Genomic DNA, 20,744 nt, shown 5'->3' with positions numbered 1-20,744 from the left:
CGGCGATACCCACTTGGGCGGCGATGATTTTGACCAGCGCATCATCGACTGGATTGTGAGCGAGTTCAAGAAGCAGGAAGGGGTGGATCTGTCCAAAGACCCCATGGCCCTGCAGCGCCTCAAGGAAGCTGCCGAAAAGGCCAAGTGCGAACTTTCCACCGTGACCCAGACGGACATCAACCTGCCGTTCATCACGGCGACGGACACGGGGCCCAAGCATCTGAACATGACCCTAACACGGGCCAAGTTCGAGCAGTTGTGTGACGACCTCTTCCAGAGGACCATTGAGCCGTGCCGCATTGCCTTGAAGGATGCCGGTCTGACGCCTGCCGACATTGACGAGGTGGTGCTGGTCGGTGGCGCTACGCGCATGCCCAAGGTGCAGCAGATTGTGCGCGAGCTCTTTGGCAAGGAGCCGCACAAGGGTGTGAACCCGGACGAGGTGGTTGCCGTGGGCGCGGCTATTCAAGGCGGCGTGTTGGCCGGTGAAGTCTCCGACGTGCTGCTCCTGGACGTGACGCCTCTGTCCTTGGGCATTGAGACGCTGGGTGGAGTGTTCACCAAGCTCATCGAGAAGAACACCACCATCCCGACGCGCAAGACGGAGATCTTCTCCACTGCTGCCGACGGGCAGACGTCGGTGGAGATTCACGTGCTGCAGGGCGAGCGACCCATGGCGATTGATAACCGCACGCTCGGGCGTTTCCACCTGGACGGTATTCCACCTGCACCCCGCGGCGTGCCACAGATCGAGGTGACCTTCGACATCGACGCCAACGGCATCCTCAATGTCAGCGCTCGCGACAAGGCCACCGGCAAGGAGCAGTCCATCCGCATCGAGGCTTCTACCGGCCTGACCAAGGAAGAAGTCGAGAAGATGGTGCGCGACGCGCAGCAACACGCGGCTGAGGATAGGAAGCGTCGCGAGTTAGTGGACGCCCGTAACATGGCTGATAACGTCATCTACCAGACGGAAAAGAATCTCAAGGAGCTGGGCGACAAGATCGACAGCGACAGCAAGAGCCGTCTGGAGAGCGCCATGTCGCGCGTCAAGGATGCCATGAGGGGCGACAATGTGCAAGAAATCAAGTCGGCGGTGGATGGGTTGAACCAAGTTTGGGCCGACGTCTCCTCCAAACTTTACGAGCGGACCACCGCTCAGCAGCGGGCTTCTGCCCAGGGAGGGGAACAGGCTCAGGAAGCCGACTATGAAGTTGTGGATGATGATAAGAAGAGCAAGTGATGATGGCGATGTACATGTGAGCTTGTGTGATTGTGGGATGGATGCGAGGGCGAGGAGGTTGACTTCTCGCCTTTTTCGCAACTGCATTCTGAGGAGGGTGAAGATAGATGATTTCGTTTGACAAGTTGACCATTAAGACCCAGGAGGCGATTCAGCGGGCGCAGCGCTTGGCAAGCGAGCGCGGCCACCAGCAGATTGAGCCTGAGCATCTGCTCTACGCGCTTGTGGAACCGGCAGATGGGATTGTGCCAGCGATTCTCAAGAAGCTCGGAGCCAATCCGAGCGCCGTTATGGACAAACTGGCCGGCGAGCTCGACCGCCTGCCGCGCGTGAGTGGCGGCGTGGGGCAAATCTACATCTCGCCGCGGGCCAACGAGCTGCTGGAAAAGTCGTTGAAAGAGGCCACCCAGTTGCGTGATGAGTACGTGAGCGTGGAGCACCTGCTGCTGGCCGCCAGCGAGGACAAGGGCCCGGCTGGCCGCATCCTCCGCGAGGAGGGCGCTGGCAAGGACGCGATCCTGCAGGCGCTGCGCACGGTGCGCGGTAGCCAGCGCGTCACCGATCAAACCCCTGAGGACAAGTACCAGGCGCTGCAGCGCTATGGTCGCGATCTCAATGACCTGGCGCGGCGCGGCAAGCTCGATCCGGTGATCGGCCGCGACGAGGAGATAAGGCGCGTGCTTCAGGTCCTGTCCCGCCGGACCAAGAACAACCCGGTGCTCATCGGCGAGCCAGGCGTGGGCAAGACGGCCATCGTCGAGGGGTTGGCACAGCGCATTGTGGAGGGCGATGTGCCAGAGAATTTGAAGTCCAAGCGTATCATCGCCCTTGACCTCGGCGCCCTGGTCGCCGGCACCAAGTTCCGCGGCGAGTTCGAGGAGCGGCTCAAGGCCGTGTTGCGCGAAATCCAGGAGGCCGAGGGGGAGATTATCCTTTTCATTGACGAGCTGCACACCCTTGTCGGTGCCGGGGGCGCCGAGGGCGCGGTGGATGCCTCCAACATGCTGAAGCCGGCCCTGGCGCGTGGCGAACTCCGCTGTGTCGGGGCGACGACGCTTGACGAGTATCAGAAGTACATCGAGAAAGACGCTGCCCTGGAGCGTCGCTTCCAGCCGGTGTACGTGGATGAGCCAAGCGTGGAGGACACCATCTCCATCCTCAGGGGCCTCAAGGAGAAATACGAGGTACACCACGGCGTGCGCATCCAGGATGCGGCGCTCATCGCGGCGGCCACGCTCTCGGACCGCTACATCAGCGACCGCTTCCTGCCAGACAAGGCCATTGACCTCATCGACGAGGCTGCCTCCAAGCTGCGCATCGAAATTGACAGCATGCCCGAAGAGCTGGATGAAGTCGAGCGCAAGATCAAACAGCTGGAGATCGAGCGGGAAGCGCTGAAGAAGGAGAGCGATGAGGCCTCCCGCAAGCGCCTGGAGGCGGTGAACAGCGAGTTGGCGAACTTGGACGAGCAGCGAAAAGAGCTCCGTGCCCATTGGGAGTTAGAAAAGGGTACGATCAGCCGCATCCGCGAAATCAAGGAGGCCATTGACCAGGCAAAGACCGACATGGCCAAGGCCGAGCGCGAGGGAAATCTTGCCAAGGCCGCCGAGCTCAAGTACGGCCGGCTCACGGAGCTGCAGAAGCAACTCAATGAGCAGAACGCGCGCCTCGTCGAGCTGCAGCGCGAGCGCAAGATGCTCAAGGAAGAGGTGGACGAAGAGGATGTCGCGGAGGTTGTTTCCAAGTGGACCGGCATCCCAGTTAGCCGCATGTTGGAGAGCGAGCGTCAGAAGCTGTTGAAGATGGAGGAACGCATTCACGAGCGCCTGGTCGACCAGCACGAAGCGGTGGAGGCAGTAGCCAATGCCATCCGTCGCGCGCGAGCAGGTCTCCAGGATGAGCACCGCCCCATCGGTTCATTCATCTTCCTCGGCTCCACTGGTGTGGGCAAGACGGAACTGGCTCGCGCCTTGGCGGAATTCCTGTTCGACGACGAGCGGGCCATGGTGCGCATCGATATGTCCGAGTACATGGAGCGCCATTCTGTGTCGCGACTGATCGGTGCACCGCCTGGCTACGTGGGCTACGAGGAAGGAGGCCAGCTCACCGAAGCGGTGCGCCGCCGTCCGTACTCGGTTGTTCTCCTGGACGAGGTGGAAAAGGCCCATCCGGAAGTCTTCAATATCCTCCTCCAGGTACTGGACGACGGGCGTCTGACCGACAACAAAGGGCGCACGGTGAATTTCCGAAACACCATTCTGATCATGACCTCCAACATCGGTGCCTCGCTCATCATGGAGCGCACCCGGCAGATGACCGACGAGAATCGCGCGGCCATTCACGCCGAGCTCAAGGAGGAAATCATGAAACTGCTGCGGCAGACGCTGCGCCCGGAGTTCCTCAACCGCATCGACGAGATTATCCTCTTCCAGTCGCTGTCGCGCGCCGACATCAGGAAGATTGTGGAGCTCCAGTTCCGGCATGTGCAGAAGCTGCTGGCCGCGCACGGCATCAACGCCGAGCTCACTCCGGCGGCTGCGGAGTACCTTGCCGAACGGGGGTACGATCCTGCCTTTGGCGCACGGCCGCTGAAGAGGGTGATGCAGCGCGAGCTGGTCAATCCTCTGTCGGCAAAGATTCTGGAGGGGGCCTTTGCTCAGGGCGACACGGTGGTCATCGACTGCAACGAGAAAGTGCTTGATTTTCGGGTGCAGAATCGATAAATTTCGCGCGGGTTTTGCCAAGTTCTTGGCAAGCCCGCGTTATTGTTTTCGCCGCTTTGGGGCGTTCTGATCGGTAGGTTTGCGAATACCAGACAGGGAGGGCAGACATGAGGTGTTCGTGGCTGTTGGCGATTTCACTTCTGATGGTCGTCCTGCTTTTCGGCTGCGGCCCTCGGCAGACCGCCGAGCAGCTCTACTCACAAGGGGAGAGCTTTGAGCTCAAGGGGAGCCAGCTTGACGAACAGGGCAAGGCAGCCGAGAGCCTCAACATGTACAAAGAGGCCGCGAAGAGTTACGAGAAGCTCATCGCCAGCTACCCCAAGGCGGAAAAGAGCCCAGAGGCCTTGTACCGGCTGGGCACTCTGTACTTCAACAACCTGAAGGACGCCGAAAAGTCCATCGATGCCTACCGCCGGCTCATCGAGAAGTATCCCACCTGCCAGTGGGTGCCGCAGTCGCTCTTCATGATCGGCTACCGCTACGCCAACGACGTCAAGGACTTGGACAAGGCGCGCGAGGCCTACAATCGCTTTCTTGAGCAGTACCCCGATCATGAGCTTGCTCTCTCCGTCAAATGGGAACTGGAAAACCTGGGCAAGGACCTTAGTGAGATCAAGTTCCTGGAGGACGTCGGTCAGGAGTCGACGCCGGCAGTGAGCAAGTAGCTTCTGCGCCGTTTACTTGGCGCTCCTTTGTCAGCCGATGTGCCTTTTCCCCAAGGGCGGGGAAGGTTCGCGTCGGCTTTTTGTTGCCGGTGCGGCAATGGAACTTTTGTTCCGGCGGGGCGGTATATACCATCGAGTTTTGCGCGCATCACAACTGTGGAGAGGTATGGGAAGAATCGGCGTTGGCCTGTTAGCTCTGACGATGGTCGCGACCCTGGTAGCAGCTCAGCCTGTGGACTTGGGCGGTGTCAAGGCCAGTGCCAAGCTGAGCGACACCAGGGTGCCTCTGAATCGCACGGTGACCGTCACCGTTAGCGTCGAGTGGTCGGGTGGCATCGATGCGTATCACATCGAGGACGTTTCGCCGGTGGTGTCTAATTTGGAGCTGGTGGCGACCGCCAGCGCCAACCGCGTAGGGGAGGTGGATGGTCGGCCCTACGCCGTGCGCCAATACGACTTTACCTATCGACCACAGAGCCTGGGGATGGCCTACGTGGAGGCGATGGTGGTCAACTACCAGGAGGCAACCAGCGGCGAGCGGAGGAGCGTAGTGACGCCACGCCTGGAGGTGCGCGTGGTGGATCCGGTGCCGGAATCTGGCCGGCGGCGGCTCCCGGTGCTGTGGGTGGTTGTGGGAGTAGTGCTCGGAGCTGTCGCTGGCCTCTCTTTTTGGGCTGTCAAAGAGCGACAGGCCCAGCGCCGGCGCCAAGAGCGGGCCCAGCAGGTGGTGCCGCTGGAGGAGCAGTACCTGCAGGAACTCCCGCAGGCCGTTGACCTCAAGGCTCCTGCGCTGGATGCGAAAGAGAGTTCGGCACGCCTGTCCCGCCTGCTCCGCCGCTACTTGAGCGACAAATACGGGCTGCGCGCCCTGGAGGCCACCACCGACGAGGTGATCGCCGCCCTCAAGGCGGCAACTGTCGAAGAGCGCCTGGTGGATGTGACTTCGGAGATCCTCCGCCAGTGCGATGTGCTCAAGTTCGCCGGCCCCAGTACAGGGGATCCTGCGACAGTGCACCGCCTTTACACGCTTGTCGAGGACATTTTGCAACGAAATCTGCGCGCCCCTTCGCCTGCACAAGGCGGCGGCGCATGAACCTACCCCGAACCTGATGAGCATTGACATGCAACGACACCCGGAGGGACGCTGATGCACGTCGACATCGAAGCGATACATCGCAAGATCCAGCAGGAGAGCAAGTTCGTCGAAGACATTACCGCCGAGATCGGCAAGGTCATCGTCGGCCAGAAGTACATGATCGAGCGCCTGCTCATCGGCCTCTTATCCAACGGGCATGTGCTTCTGGAGGGCGTGCCGGGCCTGGCAAAAACCATGGCGGTGAAGACCCTCTCCGCCAGCATCAATACCAAGTTCCAGCGCATTCAATTTACGCCCGATCTGTTGCCTGCCGACCTGATTGGTACGCTGATCTACGACCAGCGGACCGGCAAGTTCAACACCAAGAAGGGGCCCATCTTCGCCAACCTGGTGCTTGCCGACGAAATCAACCGCTCGCCCGCCAAGGTGCAGTCGGCCCTCTTAGAGGCGATGCAGGAGCGGCAGGTGACCATCGGCGAACAGACCTTTAAGCTGGACGACCCGTTCTTAGTGCTGGCCACGCAGAACCCCATCGAGCAGGAGGGGACCTACCCGCTGCCCGAGGCGCAGGTGGACCGCTTCATGCTCAAGCTCTCCATCGGCTATCCAGATAAGAACGAAGAGCTCGAGATCATGCGCCGCATGACCAAAGACGAGGTGCCGCAGGCCAGTCCCGTGGTCTCCCCCGAGGATATCATCAAGGCGCGTGCCGTGGTCCGGGAAGTATACATCGACGAGAAGGTGGAGCGCTACATCATCGACATTGTCTTTGCCAGCCGTAACCCCAAGGAGTACGGCCTGGACGAGTTAGAGGACCTCATCGCCTATGGCGCTTCGCCGCGTGCTTCCATCTACCTGTCGCTTGCGGCGAAAGCTCACGCCTTCCTGCGCCATCGCGGCTACGTCACGCCGGAGGACGTGCGCAGCATCGGCATGGACGTCTTGCGTCACCGCATCATCCTCACCTACGAGGCCGAAGCCGAGGAAGTCACCACCGAGGATGTAGTGCGCAAGATCCTCAACAAGATTGAAGTGCCGTGATGCACGGGGGCCTCGAGACGGGCGGCGAAGAGAGCGATGATCCCCAAGGAGATTCTGAAAAAGGTCAAGGCCATTGAGATTCAGACGCGTGGCCTTGTCAACGACGTCTTCTCCGGCGAGTACCACTCCGTGTTCAAGGGCCGGGGCATGGACTTTTCCGAGGTGCGGGACTACCAGATCGGTGACGATATTCGCACCATCGACTGGAACGTCACTGCGCGCATGGGCCACCCGTATGTCAAGGTCTTCGAAGAAGAGCGTGAGCTCACCGTGGTCCTGCTGGTGGACGCGAGTTCCTCCGGCAACTTTGGCAGCGTGGAGCGCATGAAGGGCGAAATCGCCACGGAAATCTGCGCCCTGCTGGCGTTTTCCGCCATTCGCAACAACGACAAGGTGGGGCTCATCATCTTCACCGACCGCATCGAAAAGTTCGTGCCGCCGAAGAAGGGCAAGACGCACGTCCTGCGCGTGGTGCGCGAGCTGCTCTACCACCGCCCGCAGGGGACGGGCACAGACATTGCCGGCGCCCTGGAATACCTCAGTCGCGTAATCACGCGCCGCAGTGTGGTCTTTCTCGTGTCGGATTTCATCAGCAGCGGCTATGAGAAGGCCCTACGCGTCGCCAACAAGAAACACGACCTGGTGGCGTTGACCATCACCGACCCGCGCGAGGTGTCGTTGCCCGACGTCGGCTTCATCGAGCTGGAGGACGCCGAGAGCGGCGAGGTGGTGTTGGTGGACACCTCCAGCGCTGAGGTGCGCGAGATGTTCCAGCAACGAGCGTTCAGTGATGCAGAGGAACGGGCGCGCATGTTCCGCACCATGAACGTCGACCACGTGGACATTCGCACCGACCAGTCCTACGTCGAGCCTCTCATTCGCTTTTTCCGCATGCGCGCCAAGCGGTTCCGTTGACCAGCAATGTACTTCGAGGAGGTTCTTGCATGAAGCGTACGCTTTTTCTTGCCACAGGCTTTGTAGCGCTACTGACTGCGCTCCTTGTGGGGTGCGGCAAGAAGTCCGGCCCGAGTGCCAACGCGGAGTTGGTGAGGGAATTTGCCAATGTGCTCTACAATCAGCAACTTTTCAAACAGGCAGTGCAGGAGTATGAGCGCTACCTTGCCGCGTTTGCGAAGGATGACCGCGAGAGGGCAAACATCACGTACATCATCGGCGACATCTACTTCGACCGTCTCAAGGACTATGAGAATGCCCTGGCTTGCTATCTGCGCATAAAGCACCTCTATCCGAATTCACCCCTGGTGAGCGAGGCCAATAAGAAGATCGTCGCCTGCCTGGAGCGCATGCAGCGCTCGGTGGATGCGCAGCGCGCCCTGGAAGAAAGCAGCGCACTGGACAAGAGCCAGGTCCGTACGAGTCGCCCTGGGGAGGTTTTAGCGAGAATCGGCTCGCGTACCATCACCCAAGGGGATCTGGACTTTGAGATCAGTCAACTGCCGCCGTACATGCAGGCGGAATTCAACACCCCGGAGAAGAAGATAGAGTTCCTCAAGAATCTGGTGGCCACGGAGCTCCTGTATGACACGGCCAAGCGCCAGGGCTTAGAGAATGACAAAGAGGTGATCGAAGGCGCTTTCCAGGCCAAGCGCTCGCTTATGGTCAACAAGCTGTTGCAGCAGGAGATCGCCCAAAAGATCGAGATGGACGAGTCCGCCTTGAAACTCTACTTCCAGGCGTACAAGGACCGCTATGCCGTAAAGGACAAAGACGGCAAGGTCATCGAGGAGAAGCTCTTCACGGACGTCCGGGACCAGGTGGCGCGGGATTACTACCGGGAGAAGTTTCAGGAGAAGTACGAGGAGTTGCTCAGCAGGGTGATGGCGGCCGAGCAGGCACAGATCTACGAGAGCAAGGTGCGCTGAGCCAGACGAAAGCCGAGAGAGGACAGCAAAGGCGGCGGTGATGAGGTTTCCTGGGCACAGAGTGAGGAACTTGGCGGTTGCCGGCCTGATGGCTGGTGCGGCTCTTCTTGCGCCGGCGCAGGCGGCCATCACGGTGGAGTCGAAGGTCGACCGCGCGACCATCTACATCGGCGACCGCATCGTCTACACCGTGACCGTGAAGCGGACTGCCGACGTGGTGGTCGAAATGCCGAGCCTGGGCGCCAATTTGGGGATGTTCGAAATCCGCGACTATGCGGTGAAAGAGCCCAGCAAACAGGGGGACCTCATCACCGAGCAGACGGAGTACGTGATCTCAACGTTCGAGACTGGCGAGTTTGAGATACCGCCGCTCACTGTCCGCTATCACACGGCCGCGGATACCACCAGGCGGGAACTGCGTACCGAGCCGATCAAGATCACCGTGCTGAGCCTGAACCCTGACCAAGCAGGGGACATCCGCGACATCAAGCCGCCGCTGGAGATACCGCGAGACTGGGGTAGGCTTCTGCGTCGAGCGGGGGTCGGGGCGCTCGCTCTGCTTCTCCTGGCGGCGGCAGTAGTGGCCTTCATCCGCTACCGGAAGGGCAAGGGACTGCTCCCCAGGAAAGAGAAGCCCCCGCGACCTGCCCATGAGGTTGCGCTGGAGGAGCTTGACGCCCTTGTCCGGTCTGGCCTGCTGGAAAAAGGTGAGACAAAGCAGTTCTACAGCGAACTCTCCGAGATCGTACGGCGATACATCGAAGGGCGGTTCTACGTAGCGGCGCTGGAGATGACCACCGGCGAGGTGCTGCAGGCGATGGAGGAGGCCGCCTTGGGCAGCGAGGAGCGTGAGCTGCTGCGCGAATTGCTGGAGTTGAGCGACCTGGTCAAGTTTGCCAAGTATCTTCCCGGCGCCCAGGAAAACGAGCGCGCCGTGCACCTGGCCTACGACTTTGTGGAACGCACGAAACTCGTAGTGGCCGAGGTAGCCGCCGAGACCGAAGCTGTCGCTGGCCCGGAAGTTGAGGCGGTCGGCGAGACGGCGCACCCGGAAGCCGCCACACAGCGGGACCAGGAGGGCGAGTAGATGGTGCGCTTTGCCAATCCAGAATTCCTCGCCCTGCTGGCCGTCGTGCCGCTGCTCGTCTTGTGGTACGTCAAGCGGCAGCGCCGCGCCTCGGGCACCATAAAGTACTCGCAGGTGGGAACCCTCAAGCAAGTCGGGGCGTCGCGTACCTCTCCGTGGCGGCACTCGCTGTTCGTGGCGCGCCTCCTGGCAATCGTCATGGCCATCATTGCCTTTGCCCGGCCGCAATCGGGGCGCACTGAGCAGGAGGTGACCACCGAGGGTGTGGACATCGTCATGGCCCTGGACATCTCCACCAGCATGCTGGCTGAGGACTTTAAGCCGAAGAATCGCGTCGAGGCCGCCAAGGAAGTGGCTGCGCAGTTCATCCGCGGTCGCAAGAGCGACCGCATCGGCCTGGTCGTGTTTGCGGGAAAAAGCTTCACGCAGTGCCCACTGACAATGGATTACGGCGTGCTGCTGACCTTCATGAGCCAGATCGAACCGGGCATGATCGAGGACGGGACCGCCATTGGCATGGGCCTGGCCAATGCCGTCAACAGGCTGCGGCAAAGTACTGCCAAGAGCAAGGTCGTCATCCTGCTCACGGACGGGAGGAATAATCGCGGGGAGATCGACCCCCTCACTGCGGCGCGTATCGCCCGGGCCTTCAAGGTGCGCGTCTACACCATCGGCGTCGGCACGCGAGGGGAGGCCCTGTATCCCGTGCAAGACCCGTTTTTCGGCAAACGATACGTGCGCATGCCGGTGGAGATCGACGAGGACTTGCTCAAGGAGATCGCCAGGATCACTGGTGGCCGCTATTTCCGTGCCACCGACACCGCCGCCTTGGCGCGGATCTATCAGGAGATCGACGAATTGGAAAAGACCAAGATCGAGGTGAAGGAGTATACTACGTACAAGGAGCTCTTCACGCGCTTCTTGGCGGTAGCTTTTGCCGCCCTGATGGTGGAAGTGGTGTTGGCGCACACGCGGTTTCGCAAAATCCCATAGGTGTCTGTGCCATATGCTGCGGTTTGCGAACGAACATCTGCTGTACCTGTTGTTCCTGGTCCCTCTGCTGGTGGCCTTCTACGCGCTCGCTTTTCACTGGAAGCGCCGGGCGATGGAGCGGTTTGGCCATCTTCCCTTGTTGCAGAAGCTTGCGGCCAATACCAGCAGGCGGCGCCAGATCTTGAAGGCGGCGTTGCTCGTACTCGCCCTCAGCCTGATGATTCTGGCGCTGGCCCGGCCGCAGATCGGCACTAAGCTTGAAGAAGTCAAGCGCAGCGGCGTGGACATCGTGGTTGCGCTCGATGTGTCGCTCTCCATGCAGGCGGAGGATGTCAAGCCCAACCGGCTCGCCAAGGCGAAGAGGGAGATCCAACAGTTCATCGATCGCCTGCAAGGCGATAGGATCGGCCTGGTCGCATTTGCCGGGGAGGCGTTCCTGCAGTGCCCTCTGACCTTGGATTACGCGGCCGCAGAGATGTTTCTGGACATCATGGACCCCAGCCTCATCCCGACGCCTGGCACCGCCATCGGCGAGGCCATTGCCGTGGCGATGCGAGCCTTCGAGCAGAAAGAGCGCAAACACAAGGTGCTGGTGCTGGTTACCGATGGCGAGGACCACGGCTCTGACCCTGTGGAAGTGGCCAAGCAAGCCGCCCGCGAAGGGATTGTCATTTACACCATCGGCATCGGCTCAGTGGAAGGGGTGCCTATACCCGTGTATGACCAGCGCGGCCAGCTGGTGGACTACAAGAAGGACAGAAGTGGGCAGCGCGTCACCAGTAGGCTGGACGAAATCACCCTGCAGAAGATTGCGCAGGAGACGGGCGGCGCCTACTACCGCGCGACCGGCGGCGCCATGGAGCTCGACAAAATCTACGAGCGGATCGCCGGCATGGAAAAGAAGGAACTGGCCTCCTTGCGCTTCTCCCAGTTCGAAGACCGATTTCAGTACATCGTTTTCCTCGTGCTGGTGCTGCTGATTGTGGAACCGCTCATCCCGGAACGACGTACACTTAGGCGAGAATGGCACGGGCGCTTTGAATAGCAGCGAGAACGGCTCATGCAGAATCGCGTCATGACAATTGTGCTTGTCGTCCTGCTCCCTGCCATAGCGTGTGCTCAGGCCGGGCGCAAACGAGTGCTTGAAGGCAATCGCCTTTACGCCCAGGAGAAGTATGAGGCGGCTGCCGACAAGTATCGCGATGCCCTCAACCAGGACCCGCTTTCGCCCGTGATTCACTTTAACCTTGGCAACACCAGCTACAAGCGCCAGAACTATGAGGAAGCACTCAAGGAGTACGACCAGTCCTTGAACAGTCCGGACGTAGCCACGCAGGCAAAGGCCTACTACAACGTGGGCAATACGCTCTTCCGCATGGGGAAGCTGCCGGAAAGCATCCTTGCCTACCAGAAGGCGCTGCAGTTGGACCCTGACGATGTGGACGCCAAGTACAACCTGGAGTATGTGCGCGCGCTGCTGAAGAACAACGCCCAGAAACAGCCAGCTGGTCAACAACAACAGCAACAGCAGCAACAAGAACAGCAGCAACAGGCGCAGCAGCAGTCGGGCGATCAAGGCGAGCAAGACCAGCAACAGGCCCAGCAGCAGGAGCAATCCGGCCAGGAGCAAAAACAGGAGCAGGCTGGGCAACAGAAGGATCGACAAGAGATGTCCAAGGAGGATGCAGCGCGCATCCTTGATGCGCTTAACCAGAGCGAAAAGGATGCCCAAGAGAGCCGCAAAGTGTCCTCCCAGGGGAGCAGACGCGTGGTGAAGGACTGGTAGGATGAGCGGAACTCTGCCCACAACCACCACTGCATCGAGGGTCCTCAGGCACTGCGGCTTGGCTGCTGTGCTTCTGCTGTGCGGCCTCGGCCCACTCTGGGGTGCCGACCTCACGGTCACCATGAGTGTGGACGCCAAGGTGGTGGCAGTCAATCAGCCTTTCACCCTGATCGTGGAGTACCAGGGAGCAAATGCCAACGATGCCGCTCCCCCTGAGCTTCCCGACTTGAGCGCATTCGCCACCTATCTTGGCTCCAGTGGCACCTCGTCGAGCTTTCAGTTCATCAACGGCCGCATGTCGGTCAGCAAGAGCTATTCCTTCCGCTACCTGGCGGTCAAAGAGGGACAGTTCGAGATCCCTGCAGTGCAGGTCAATTACAAGGGGGAGGTTTTCAAGGCCCAGCCTGTGACGTTGCAAGTGGTGGCGAGCCCCGCGCCTGCGCAGCAGCCCGCGCCGTCTGGCCGCCAACCGGAACAGTTGGGGACCGACTCCGGCATTGAGGGCAATCTCTTCCTCAAGGCCATTGTCGATCGGCGGCGAGTGTACCAGAACCAGCCTGTGGTGGTGACCTTTCGCATCTACACGCGGGTGGAGGTGACCAACTACGCCATCACCAAGTTGCCGACGACCTCTGGCTTCTGGGCGGAGGAGCTCCCTTTGCCGCAGCGGCCTGTGCAGGGTCAGGAGGTGGTGGGTGGTCGCCAGTTCGTGGTGGCCGACTTGAAGAAGATGATCCTTTTCCCCACATCGCCTGGCACCGTGACCATCGACGCTATGGGCATCGATTGCGAGGTGCGGGAGCCACGCGCGCGCCGGCCCCGTGACTTCTTTGACAGCTTTTTCGATGATCCCTTTTTCGCGCGCGTGGTGCGGAAGGCCATCTATTCGCAACCGGTAAAGGTGGAAGTGCTTCCCCTTCCCGAAGCGGGCAAGCCTGCTGACTTCTCCGGCGCCGTGGGGAATTTCCACATCTCTGCGGGACTGGACAAGGCCGAAGTGGAGACGAATGAAGCGGTGACGCTCACGGTGCGAATCAGCGGCACCGGGAACATCATGATGGTCAAAGAGCCTGCGGTCGCCATCCCCTCGGACTTGGAGCAGTACAAGCCGAAGGTGAGCGAGGAGATTAACCGCGGCAGCGAAGCCATCTCTGGGGCGAAGACTTATGAGTACGTCTTGGTGCCGCGCTTCCCGGGCGAGCACCACATCAAGCCGGTGCGGTTCTCGTTCTTCGATCCGGCTGCCGGCTCCTACCGGACGCTGACCACGCCGGAGCTTGTCCTGCGGGTGCGCAAGGGCGCGCGCGAAGTAGCCGCCATGGCTGGCCCAATGACCAAGGAGGAGGTGCGCCTCGTGGGACAGGACATTCGCTTCATCAAGTCGGACATTCGCCTCTCCCCCCGCGGACGCCGACCTTTTGGCGCGGGCCTTTTGTGGGGCGTGACCATTTTCCCCCTGGTGCTGCTGGCAGGGGCTGTGGTTTACCGCCGGCACCTTGACCGGCTGGCTGGTGATGTGGCCTACGCGCGGAACAGGCGTGCCAATCGCCTGGCGATGCGTCGGCTGCACAAGGCCAAGGGATTGATCAGCACCAAGACGGAGAAGGAATTCTATGCCGAGGTTGCGCGCAGCCTGCTCGGCTACGTGGCCGACAAACTCAATACCTCTGCCGCCGGCCTGATCAGCGAGGAAGCCGAACGACAACTCGTGCAACGCAACGTGCCGCGCGAACAAGTGGAGGCTCTGATGAGCTGTCTGCGCGAGTGCGACTACCGGCGTTTTGCCCCCACAACAGCGACTGTGGAGGACATGAAGCAGTTCTATGAGCGGGCGCGGGCGGCAATTGTCGGGCTCGAAGGGGCGTTGTGAACTATGCGCAGGCTCTGGTTGACAGCCTTTCTTGCCGTGTGCTGGCCTCTTGCGGTCGTGCTTGCCCAAGGGCGGAGCGCAGCTGAGAGCGTGGTGCGCGAAGGGAATTCGCTCTACGAACGGGGGGACTACCAGGGCGCGGTGGCCAAGTATGAGCAGGCGTTAGCCGCAGGCTTCGAAAGTGGGGCCCTCTATTTCAACTTGGGAAACGCCTACTACCGGCTGGGCGACATTGGCAGGGCAATTCTCAACTACGAAAGGGCCAGGCGCCTGTTGCCAGACGACGAGGAGGTGCGATTCAACCTCGAGTTGGCGAACCTCAAGACGGTTGACCGCATCGTGGTGCCTCCGAAGTTCGTGCTCTTTCGCTTCGTGGAGAACTTCAAGAACTGGCTGGCTCTGGGTACGCTTTTGCGAGTGGTGATGGGCCTGTATCTCATTGTGGTTGCCCTGGTCATTGGCATTGTGCTGGACAGGCAGGGGAGGGCCCGTCGCCCGCTCAAGGCTGGACTCTGGGCCTTTGGCCTGCTGCTCCTCCTCTTTGCCGCGACGCTGGCCGGACGTCTGCATGAAAGGGCCCATGTGGCGGAAGCCGTTGTCTTAGCAGAGAAAGTCGCGGCCCTGAGCGGACCCCATGAGGAGGCCGCAGAGCAGTTCTTTCTCCATGCCGGCGCCAAGGTGCGGATCGAGGAAGTGAGCGGCAGCTGGTGCCGGATTCGCCTGCCTGACGGCAAGGTCGGTTGGCTCCCTGCGACTGCCATGGAGCGCATCTGAGACAAGGCCCCGGCGTGGGGCTTTGTCGTTTTGGGCAAGCAAGGAGGGCAGGGCTCCTGGTGCACCCGAGGATGGACAAGATGGCAACTTCCACCGCACATGAGATCTTTAAAGCCGGGTATCGAGTGCGGCTGGAGCGTGCTGCGGTTGTTACCCTGCTCATCCTCATCGTCTGCTTCCAGCTCTCGCCGCGGTTCAAAGTCAAACCAAGGCCCGTTGCCCTCGTTCCCCTCCAGGTGCAGGTAGAAGAGGTGCCGGTGACCCGCCAGCCTGGGGCGGTTGCTCCACCCCCGCGTCCGGCGGTGCCGGTCCCTGTGGACGACCCAGCTTTGCCCCTGGACGAAACCATCGAACTGACCGATATCTCCTTTCAAGCGGCCTCCTCCCTAATGGCCGGTGCGCCAGAGAGTGGCGCCTCGTTTGTAAGCCCGCCGCGCCCCATTGCCGAGGTTTTTCCGGAGTACCCTAAGGCTGCGCGGCAGAAAGGGGCGCAAGGCGTGGTGAAGGTCAGCCTGTTGGTCAGGGCTGACGGCTCGGTCGCCGAGGCGGTAGTCATCCTGAACACGACGGGCAGTGAGGAGTGCGCCCGGGCAGCCCTAAGAGCGGCGCGCGCCACCCGCTTCATCCCTGGCAAGGAACACGGGGTGCCGGTGGCAGCCTGGACCACCAGAGAATATGGTTTCTACTTTTGAGGCACAGAACCCTGCTCACAAGCTCGCCAGTCCTGCTAAGAAAGTTGGCATCTCGGTGGGGTTTTCTGAGACCCTCGGGACTTGACGGTGCGCCGGGAGTGGGACATCTTGCCAATCCTCAAGGAGTTGTCGCCCCGCTTGGTTTTGCGAGCGCTGGCACAGCCTTTGCAAATTACTGGTTGACAATCGCAGGCGGTCTTCGTATATTTCAAATGGTAAACGAGGAAGCAGCTTAGACCTCGTGGGGAAAGCGAAAGGCGAGGGATGCTGCCCTAAACCGCGACGGAAGATTGGGCTTGGGGGAGCAGGGCTATGCAGGCACGAACGAAGGGCTTGGGTTCGGAGGCAAGAATGCTGCGGAAGGAGGCCCTGCGCTCCGAGCAAATGAGGAGGCGATACTGATGGCAACGACAAAGAGCCATGCGTTGGTCGCCACGTTAGCAGTACTGGCGCTGTTCCTCGTGGCAGGGTGCTACACCCAGATTGCCAAAGTGAGGGTGGAGAGTGAGGCCACCTCCTACGACGAGTACGAGGAGCGCTACGTCGAGGAGGACACGTCAGCTGTCGCTACTGCCGACTCGACTGTCTATCATCGGGTGGACGTTTACCACCATGGCCTGTACGGGCGGCCGTACTTCGTGTACGATCCGTGGTGGTACTGGTGGGATCCCTACTACAACTATCCGTGGCGCTTCTACTTTGGCTGGCGGGTGCACTACTACTGGGACCCGTGGTACAGCTGGTATCCGTATTGGGGGGACCCGTGGTATTGGACGCCGTTTTCGTACTACGGTGGGTGGGCTTACTACGGGCCGAGTTGGGGATGGTACTACTATCACCCGCGCTACCCGCGCTATTGGTACTGGGAGGAAACCTATGCGCGGCGGCCGTTCCAACGCAGGACGATGGTAGCGGGCGGTGGTATGGGAGCGCAGCAGACTGCCCCGCCAATGACGGCCGTGTCCGGAACGCGGACTCGCTCGCCGCATGAAGGAGTGGGTTCCGGGCAAGAGTTAGCGCGGCCCGTGAGGGATCCACGTCGGACCACAGAGGGGCGAGGCGAAACTCTGCCAACCAGGAGGGTAGCGCGCGACGAGCGGAACCCCAATGCCCCTGACCAGGGTCGGCGGATTGCGCGGGAGGATGCCACTCCAGCGCGGCAGGTCAAGCGCGACTCGGACATTGCCCGCCGCGTGCCCAGGAGCGCGCCTCCGGCAAGCGCCCCTGCCAAGCCTGCCGAGACCAAGTCGGCGCCACGGCAGCACCAGCGGACGTCCAACAGCCCTCCACCGGCGAGGTCAGCACCGCAGCCGAGCTACAGTCCGCCACGGAGCTATTCGCCACCGCCCTCCTCCCACTCTGGGTCGTCAAGTGGCAGTAGCGGTAGAAGCAGGCAGTCTTCGGGCAGCGGCCGCACCCGTTCCCGGAGTTAGCCCGTGCAACTGTTTGCGAATGCGCAGCGCACAGTCAAGAATCGGAGCAGGAGATGAAGATAGACGTGCTCAGAAGGATGTTCCTCCTCATCTGTTTCTTAGGCGGCATTGTCGGGAGCGCGGGGGCGCAAACGTTCGAGAGCACCGTCTTTCAAATCGGCGAGCCCTTGAGCGTGAGTGCGCGGGCTGGCGGAATGGGCGGTGCCTACCAAGCGGTGGCAGAAGACTATTCTGCGACCTACTGGAACCCGGCTGGCCTGGCTCAGATCAGGCGCATGGAGGTCTTCGGCACCCTGTCGCACATGGTCGGCAAGGACCAGGCCAGTGCGTACGGGTACCAGATGACGTCGGAGGCCAGCTTCACCAGGCTTGGGGCCATCGGGCTGGTCATCCCCGTGCCAACGTACAGGGGCAGCCTGGTGTTTGCCGGCGGCTACAATCGCGTGCAGAGCTTTGACGGCCAATTCGACTATGCCTGGCAATTGCCCACGGCGGAGGGAGCGGTGCGACAGAGCTGGAATGAGCTTGAGGGTGGGGGCCTAAACAACTGGGTTTTGAGTGGCGCAGTAGACATGTCCCCAAATCTGTCGCTCGGTGCCTCGATCAACTTCTGGACCGGGCGGGACGACTACCAGCTCAGTTTCCGCGAGGACGACCACCTAAACCTTTATACCTTCGACGTGTTTGAGAAGAACGACAACATCGACACGCGCTTCAGTGGCACTAACTTCCGATTCGGCGGCCTGTACCGCGTTGGTAACGTCCTGCGGGTGGCTGCCACGATGAGCACGCCCCTCACTCTTACCGGCAAGGAAGACTGGGGCTACGTGGACACCGAGACATTTGACAATGGCTCGCGCGATGTCTCGCAGCGGTCGGGCACCTTCGAGTACAAGATTTCTTCGCCTTTTGCCTTTGGCTTTGGTGCCGCTGCGACGGTGGCCTGGTTGACCATAGCAGGTGACATGACGTATCAGGACTGGTCGCAAGTGCGCTTCAAGACTGACCCGCCCGTGGCCGGCTGGACCAAGGGCGAGGCGAACTTGGCCATCCAGCGGACCTATCGAGCTACGACCCAGGTACGCGTCGGGGGAGAGCTGACCATCCCGGGACTTGGCACCCAGGTGCGGGCCGGCTATGCTATTCTGCCCTCGCCGTTCAAAGGAGCGCCCGCCACCCATGACCGAGACTATCTGACGCTCGGCGTGGGCTTTCTCCTGGACAAGCAGCTCAAGTTTGACCTGGCCTGGGTGAGAGGGAAGTGGGAACAGACCACCGGTTCACTCTCCGAAGAGCTCACGCGGGTCGATGAGCAAGTGACGAAGACTACGGTGGTAGCTTCCGTCGGAGTTCGGTTCTGAGACTGTGTCCGGCGCGGCTTCGGTGAAGTCAATGGAAGCCGCGCCTTTTTGTATCCGAGGTGGGGTAGACAAAAAGGTGCTTCCGCGGCATAGATCGCTGCCGCGGCGAAGGACCATCGGTGAGCGTCTGGCAAGACGCGGGCCCATGCTCGCGCCTTCTGCTTTCTGGCCGCACAGTGCGGCGAAGAGATGCTATCTGGCCGGCTGCACAGAGATTGAGCAATGACCCAGCAGCGTTACGACTTTGACTACAAATACTCCGGCTACCTGCAGCAGTTCATCGATGCGCTGTCCAAGACACAGGACCCGCGCGAAATGCTGGAGCAGGGATTCGACGTGCTGGCCTCCATCACCCGGTACAAGTTCATCCTCTTTCTGGAACGGCGCGGCCCGGCGCTAGAGTGCGCTGACGGGAGACCTCGACCGCGCGGGTTCCGGGCTCCGGGGTCCACCGAGGTGGGTCGCGAGCTGGTGGAGCTGGTCACTGCCCGATTGGCTGCGCAGCCAGACGAACGCTTTGTGCGGGTCAACGAAATTCATTCAAGCCCTTACAAGAATCTCGCAGAGCACCCTGGGCTTGGCTCGGGTCTGGCTGTGCGCCTGCAACGAGCCGAAGGGGGAGGTGACTACGGCGTACTCTTCTTTGGCTGCGCCGACGACCGCATCCTCAATACCTTTGAGCTGGATCTCATCGAGAGTTTGGCCAACCGCGTGGTGGAGCTTTTCTCCCGCACCAAAGTGGAGCGAGAGATTGTCTGGGGGCGCTCGGCAGCCATGGCTGCAGTGCGGGACATGGTGGAGAAGGTGGCACAATCGGAGGCCAACGTCCTGATCAGGGGCGAGTCGGGTACCGGCAAGGAGCTGATCGCCCGACTTATCCACGATCGCAGTCGTCGCCGCGGCAAGGTCTTTGTGGATGTCAATTGTGCCGCGCTGCCGGAGACTCTGTTAGAGAGCGAGCTCTTCGGCCACGAGAAAGGTTCATTCACCGGGGCCATTAGCCAAAAGATCGGCAAGTTCGAGTTGGCTAATGGCGGCACGCTCTTCCTTGACGAAATCGGCGATACCTCGCTGGCTATGCAGGTGAAGATGCTGCGCGTGCTGCAGGAAGGGGAATTCACGCGCGTCGGGGGCAACGAGAAGATCAAGACCGATATCCGGGTGATCAGCGCTACCAACCAGAGCCTGGAAGAGCTCATCGAGAAAGGGCAGTTTCGGCGAGACCTTTTCTATCGGCTGAACGTGATCCCCATCTACATTCCGCCGCTGCGGGAGAGGCCAGAAGACATCCCGGATCTTTTGGAACACATCCTCAATCGTTTCAGCGCGCGCCTCGGCATCCGCTACACCTTCACCCCAAAGGCCATCGCCCGTTTGCAGAGCTACCCCTGGGTGGGCAATGTACGCGAGTTAGAGAACCTCTTGGAGCGCACGATCACCCTCGCCTCCAGCACGGTGATCGACGAGAAGGACCTGCGCTTGGAGCCGGTGCGGGGCAAAGGGGTGGGTGCGCTGGATTTTCGTGGCGAAACGCGGCCGCTGCGCGAGGTGGTTGCCGAGGTGCGCCAGGCCTATTGCCGGGCGGCGCTGGAGCGTTTCGCCGGCAACAAATCCAAGGCAGCCGCCGCTCTGGGCATCAGCAGGATGATCTTCAACAAGTACCTGCAGGGGGTGGATACCGATGCCTGAGGACATTTTCACCGCGCGCCTCAAAGAGCGCGACATTATCGACAAGCTCAACGACATCTGCGAGGAGAACACTGCTACTACCCGCTGCTCCACGGCAGTATGGGATAACGAGGCGAACCAGATCACGGAGCGGCATTTTTGCCACCGAATCTGCAAGTACTACCTGTTCAACAACGCGGAGATCCGCCACCGCTTTTGCGACGTGGACGACCTGAAGTACGCGCGCAAGGTGATCGAGACCTCCGAGCCGCAGCGCTACGTCTGCTGGTCTGGGTTTACCTGCTTCATGGTGCCGATCGTGGTCTACGAGCGCGTGGTGGGACTCATCTCCATCGGTGAGTTTCTCACCGTCGATCGCCCCAGATTGTCGGACCGCTTTTTCGAGGTTGTCGAGCAATACGGTCTGCC

18 protein-coding genes are annotated in these 20,744 nt (G+C 61.0%); all 18 read left to right on the top strand.

All coding sequences use genetic code 11. The features are described 5' to 3' along the window. Nucleotides 1-1,243 (top strand): molecular chaperone DnaK (dnaK, locus tag H5U38_15075; protein MBC7188346.1); only part of this gene is annotated, 1,243 nt, incomplete at its 5' end. A gap of 110 nt (nucleotides 1,244-1,353) precedes the next feature. Next, nucleotides 1,354-3,966, top strand: coding sequence for an ATP-dependent chaperone ClpB (gene clpB / locus H5U38_15070; GenBank protein MBC7188345.1), 2,613 nt, complete (start codon nucleotides 1,354-1,356; stop codon nucleotides 3,964-3,966). A gap of 107 nt (nucleotides 3,967-4,073) precedes the next feature. Next, nucleotides 4,074-4,631, top strand: a complete 558-nt coding sequence (locus tag H5U38_15065; protein MBC7188344.1) for a tetratricopeptide repeat protein — start codon at nucleotides 4,074-4,076, stop codon at nucleotides 4,629-4,631. 166 nt (nucleotides 4,632-4,797) lie between these two features. Next, the gene (locus H5U38_15060) at nucleotides 4,798-5,724 is read left to right on the top strand and encodes a hypothetical protein (GenBank protein MBC7188343.1); all 927 of its coding nucleotides are present in this window, start codon (nucleotides 4,798-4,800) and stop codon (nucleotides 5,722-5,724) included. A 54-nt stretch (nucleotides 5,725-5,778) separates the two neighbouring features. Continuing rightward, nucleotides 5,779-6,768 carry an AAA family ATPase gene (locus tag H5U38_15055; GenBank protein ID MBC7188342.1) on the top strand — a complete coding sequence of 330 codons (990 nt, stop codon included), beginning with the start codon at nucleotides 5,779-5,781 and terminating at the stop codon, nucleotides 6,766-6,768. A gap of 36 nt (nucleotides 6,769-6,804) precedes the next feature. Then, nucleotides 6,805-7,683 carry a DUF58 domain-containing protein gene (locus tag H5U38_15050; protein MBC7188341.1) on the top strand — a complete coding sequence of 293 codons (879 nt, stop codon included), beginning with the start codon at nucleotides 6,805-6,807 and terminating at the stop codon, nucleotides 7,681-7,683. Nucleotides 7,684-7,712: 29 nt separating this feature from the next. Continuing rightward, nucleotides 7,713-8,651: a hypothetical protein gene (locus H5U38_15045; GenBank protein MBC7188340.1), complete on the top strand. Its 939-nt coding sequence runs from the start codon at nucleotides 7,713-7,715 to the stop codon at nucleotides 8,649-8,651. 40 nt (nucleotides 8,652-8,691) lie between these two features. Continuing rightward, a complete protein-coding gene (locus H5U38_15040; protein MBC7188339.1) occupies nucleotides 8,692-9,738 on the top strand; it encodes a hypothetical protein in 1,047 nt (348 codons plus the stop codon). Further along, nucleotides 9,739-10,731: a VWA domain-containing protein gene (locus tag H5U38_15035; GenBank protein MBC7188338.1), complete on the top strand. Its 993-nt coding sequence runs from the start codon at nucleotides 9,739-9,741 to the stop codon at nucleotides 10,729-10,731. It abuts the gene before it with no gap. A gap of 13 nt (nucleotides 10,732-10,744) precedes the next feature. Then, complete coding sequence (locus tag H5U38_15030; GenBank protein MBC7188337.1) at nucleotides 10,745-11,776, top strand: VWA domain-containing protein; 1,032 nt, start codon at nucleotides 10,745-10,747, stop codon at nucleotides 11,774-11,776. A gap of 30 nt (nucleotides 11,777-11,806) precedes the next feature. Beyond that, the gene (locus tag H5U38_15025; GenBank protein MBC7188336.1) at nucleotides 11,807-12,517 is read left to right on the top strand and encodes a tetratricopeptide repeat protein; all 711 of its coding nucleotides are present in this window, start codon (nucleotides 11,807-11,809) and stop codon (nucleotides 12,515-12,517) included. 1 nt (nucleotide 12,518) lies between these two features. Then, the gene (locus H5U38_15020) at nucleotides 12,519-14,387 is read left to right on the top strand and encodes a protein BatD (protein MBC7188335.1); all 1,869 of its coding nucleotides are present in this window, start codon (nucleotides 12,519-12,521) and stop codon (nucleotides 14,385-14,387) included. A 3-nt stretch (nucleotides 14,388-14,390) separates the two neighbouring features. Next, nucleotides 14,391-15,161, top strand: a complete 771-nt coding sequence (locus H5U38_15015) for a tetratricopeptide repeat protein (protein ID MBC7188334.1) — start codon at nucleotides 14,391-14,393, stop codon at nucleotides 15,159-15,161. 80 nt (nucleotides 15,162-15,241) lie between these two features. Beyond that, complete coding sequence (locus H5U38_15010; protein MBC7188333.1) at nucleotides 15,242-15,853, top strand: TonB family protein; 612 nt, start codon at nucleotides 15,242-15,244, stop codon at nucleotides 15,851-15,853. A 401-nt stretch (nucleotides 15,854-16,254) separates the two neighbouring features. Then, complete coding sequence (locus tag H5U38_15005) at nucleotides 16,255-17,286, top strand: hypothetical protein (protein ID MBC7188332.1); 1,032 nt, start codon at nucleotides 16,255-16,257, stop codon at nucleotides 17,284-17,286. A 53-nt stretch (nucleotides 17,287-17,339) separates the two neighbouring features. Beyond that, nucleotides 17,340-18,647, top strand: coding sequence for an outer membrane protein transport protein (locus H5U38_15000; GenBank protein MBC7188331.1), 1,308 nt, complete (start codon nucleotides 17,340-17,342; stop codon nucleotides 18,645-18,647). 222 nt (nucleotides 18,648-18,869) lie between these two features. Then, nucleotides 18,870-20,336 carry a sigma-54-dependent Fis family transcriptional regulator gene (locus H5U38_14995; GenBank protein ID MBC7188330.1) on the top strand — a complete coding sequence of 489 codons (1,467 nt, stop codon included), beginning with the start codon at nucleotides 18,870-18,872 and terminating at the stop codon, nucleotides 20,334-20,336. Next, the coding region (locus H5U38_14990; GenBank protein ID MBC7188329.1) for a PocR ligand-binding domain-containing protein at nucleotides 20,329-20,744 on the top strand (416 nt) is incomplete at its 3' end. The genes H5U38_14995 and H5U38_14990, both read left to right, overlap by 8 nt.

It is taken from the genome of Calditrichota bacterium, assembly GCA_014359355.1.
GTDB lineage: Bacteria > Zhuqueibacterota > Zhuqueibacteria > JANLFK01 > Oleimicrobiaceae > Oleimicrobium.
This window is presented reverse-complemented; position numbering and strand designations above follow the sequence as displayed.

What these genes read in the sequence shown, in the direction of transcription:
- H5U38_15065 (MBC7188344.1), top strand. Translation starts at nt 4,074, where the DNA reads ATGAGGTGTTCGTGGCTGTTGGCGATTTCACTTCTGATGGTCGTCCTG.
- H5U38_15060 (MBC7188343.1), top strand. Translation starts at nt 4,798, where the DNA reads ATGGGAAGAATCGGCGTTGGCCTGTTAGCTCTGACGATGGTCGCGACC.
- H5U38_15055 (MBC7188342.1), top strand. Translation starts at nt 5,779, where the DNA reads ATGCACGTCGACATCGAAGCGATACATCGCAAGATCCAGCAGGAGAGC.
- H5U38_15050 (MBC7188341.1), top strand. Translation starts at nt 6,805, where the DNA reads ATGATCCCCAAGGAGATTCTGAAAAAGGTCAAGGCCATTGAGATTCAG.
- H5U38_15045 (MBC7188340.1), top strand. Translation starts at nt 7,713, where the DNA reads ATGAAGCGTACGCTTTTTCTTGCCACAGGCTTTGTAGCGCTACTGACT.
- H5U38_15040 (MBC7188339.1), top strand. Translation starts at nt 8,692, where the DNA reads ATGAGGTTTCCTGGGCACAGAGTGAGGAACTTGGCGGTTGCCGGCCTG.
- H5U38_15035 (MBC7188338.1), top strand. Translation starts at nt 9,739, where the DNA reads ATGGTGCGCTTTGCCAATCCAGAATTCCTCGCCCTGCTGGCCGTCGTG.
- H5U38_15030 (MBC7188337.1), top strand. Translation starts at nt 10,745, where the DNA reads ATGCTGCGGTTTGCGAACGAACATCTGCTGTACCTGTTGTTCCTGGTC.
- H5U38_15025 (MBC7188336.1), top strand. Translation starts at nt 11,807, where the DNA reads ATGACAATTGTGCTTGTCGTCCTGCTCCCTGCCATAGCGTGTGCTCAG.
- H5U38_15020 (MBC7188335.1), top strand. Translation starts at nt 12,519, where the DNA reads ATGAGCGGAACTCTGCCCACAACCACCACTGCATCGAGGGTCCTCAGG.
- H5U38_15015 (MBC7188334.1), top strand. Translation starts at nt 14,391, where the DNA reads ATGCGCAGGCTCTGGTTGACAGCCTTTCTTGCCGTGTGCTGGCCTCTT.
- H5U38_15010 (MBC7188333.1), top strand. Translation starts at nt 15,242, where the DNA reads ATGGCAACTTCCACCGCACATGAGATCTTTAAAGCCGGGTATCGAGTG.
- H5U38_15005 (MBC7188332.1), top strand. Translation starts at nt 16,255, where the DNA reads ATGGCAACGACAAAGAGCCATGCGTTGGTCGCCACGTTAGCAGTACTG.
- H5U38_15000 (MBC7188331.1), top strand. Translation starts at nt 17,340, where the DNA reads ATGAAGATAGACGTGCTCAGAAGGATGTTCCTCCTCATCTGTTTCTTA.
- H5U38_14995 (MBC7188330.1), top strand. Translation starts at nt 18,870, where the DNA reads ATGACCCAGCAGCGTTACGACTTTGACTACAAATACTCCGGCTACCTG.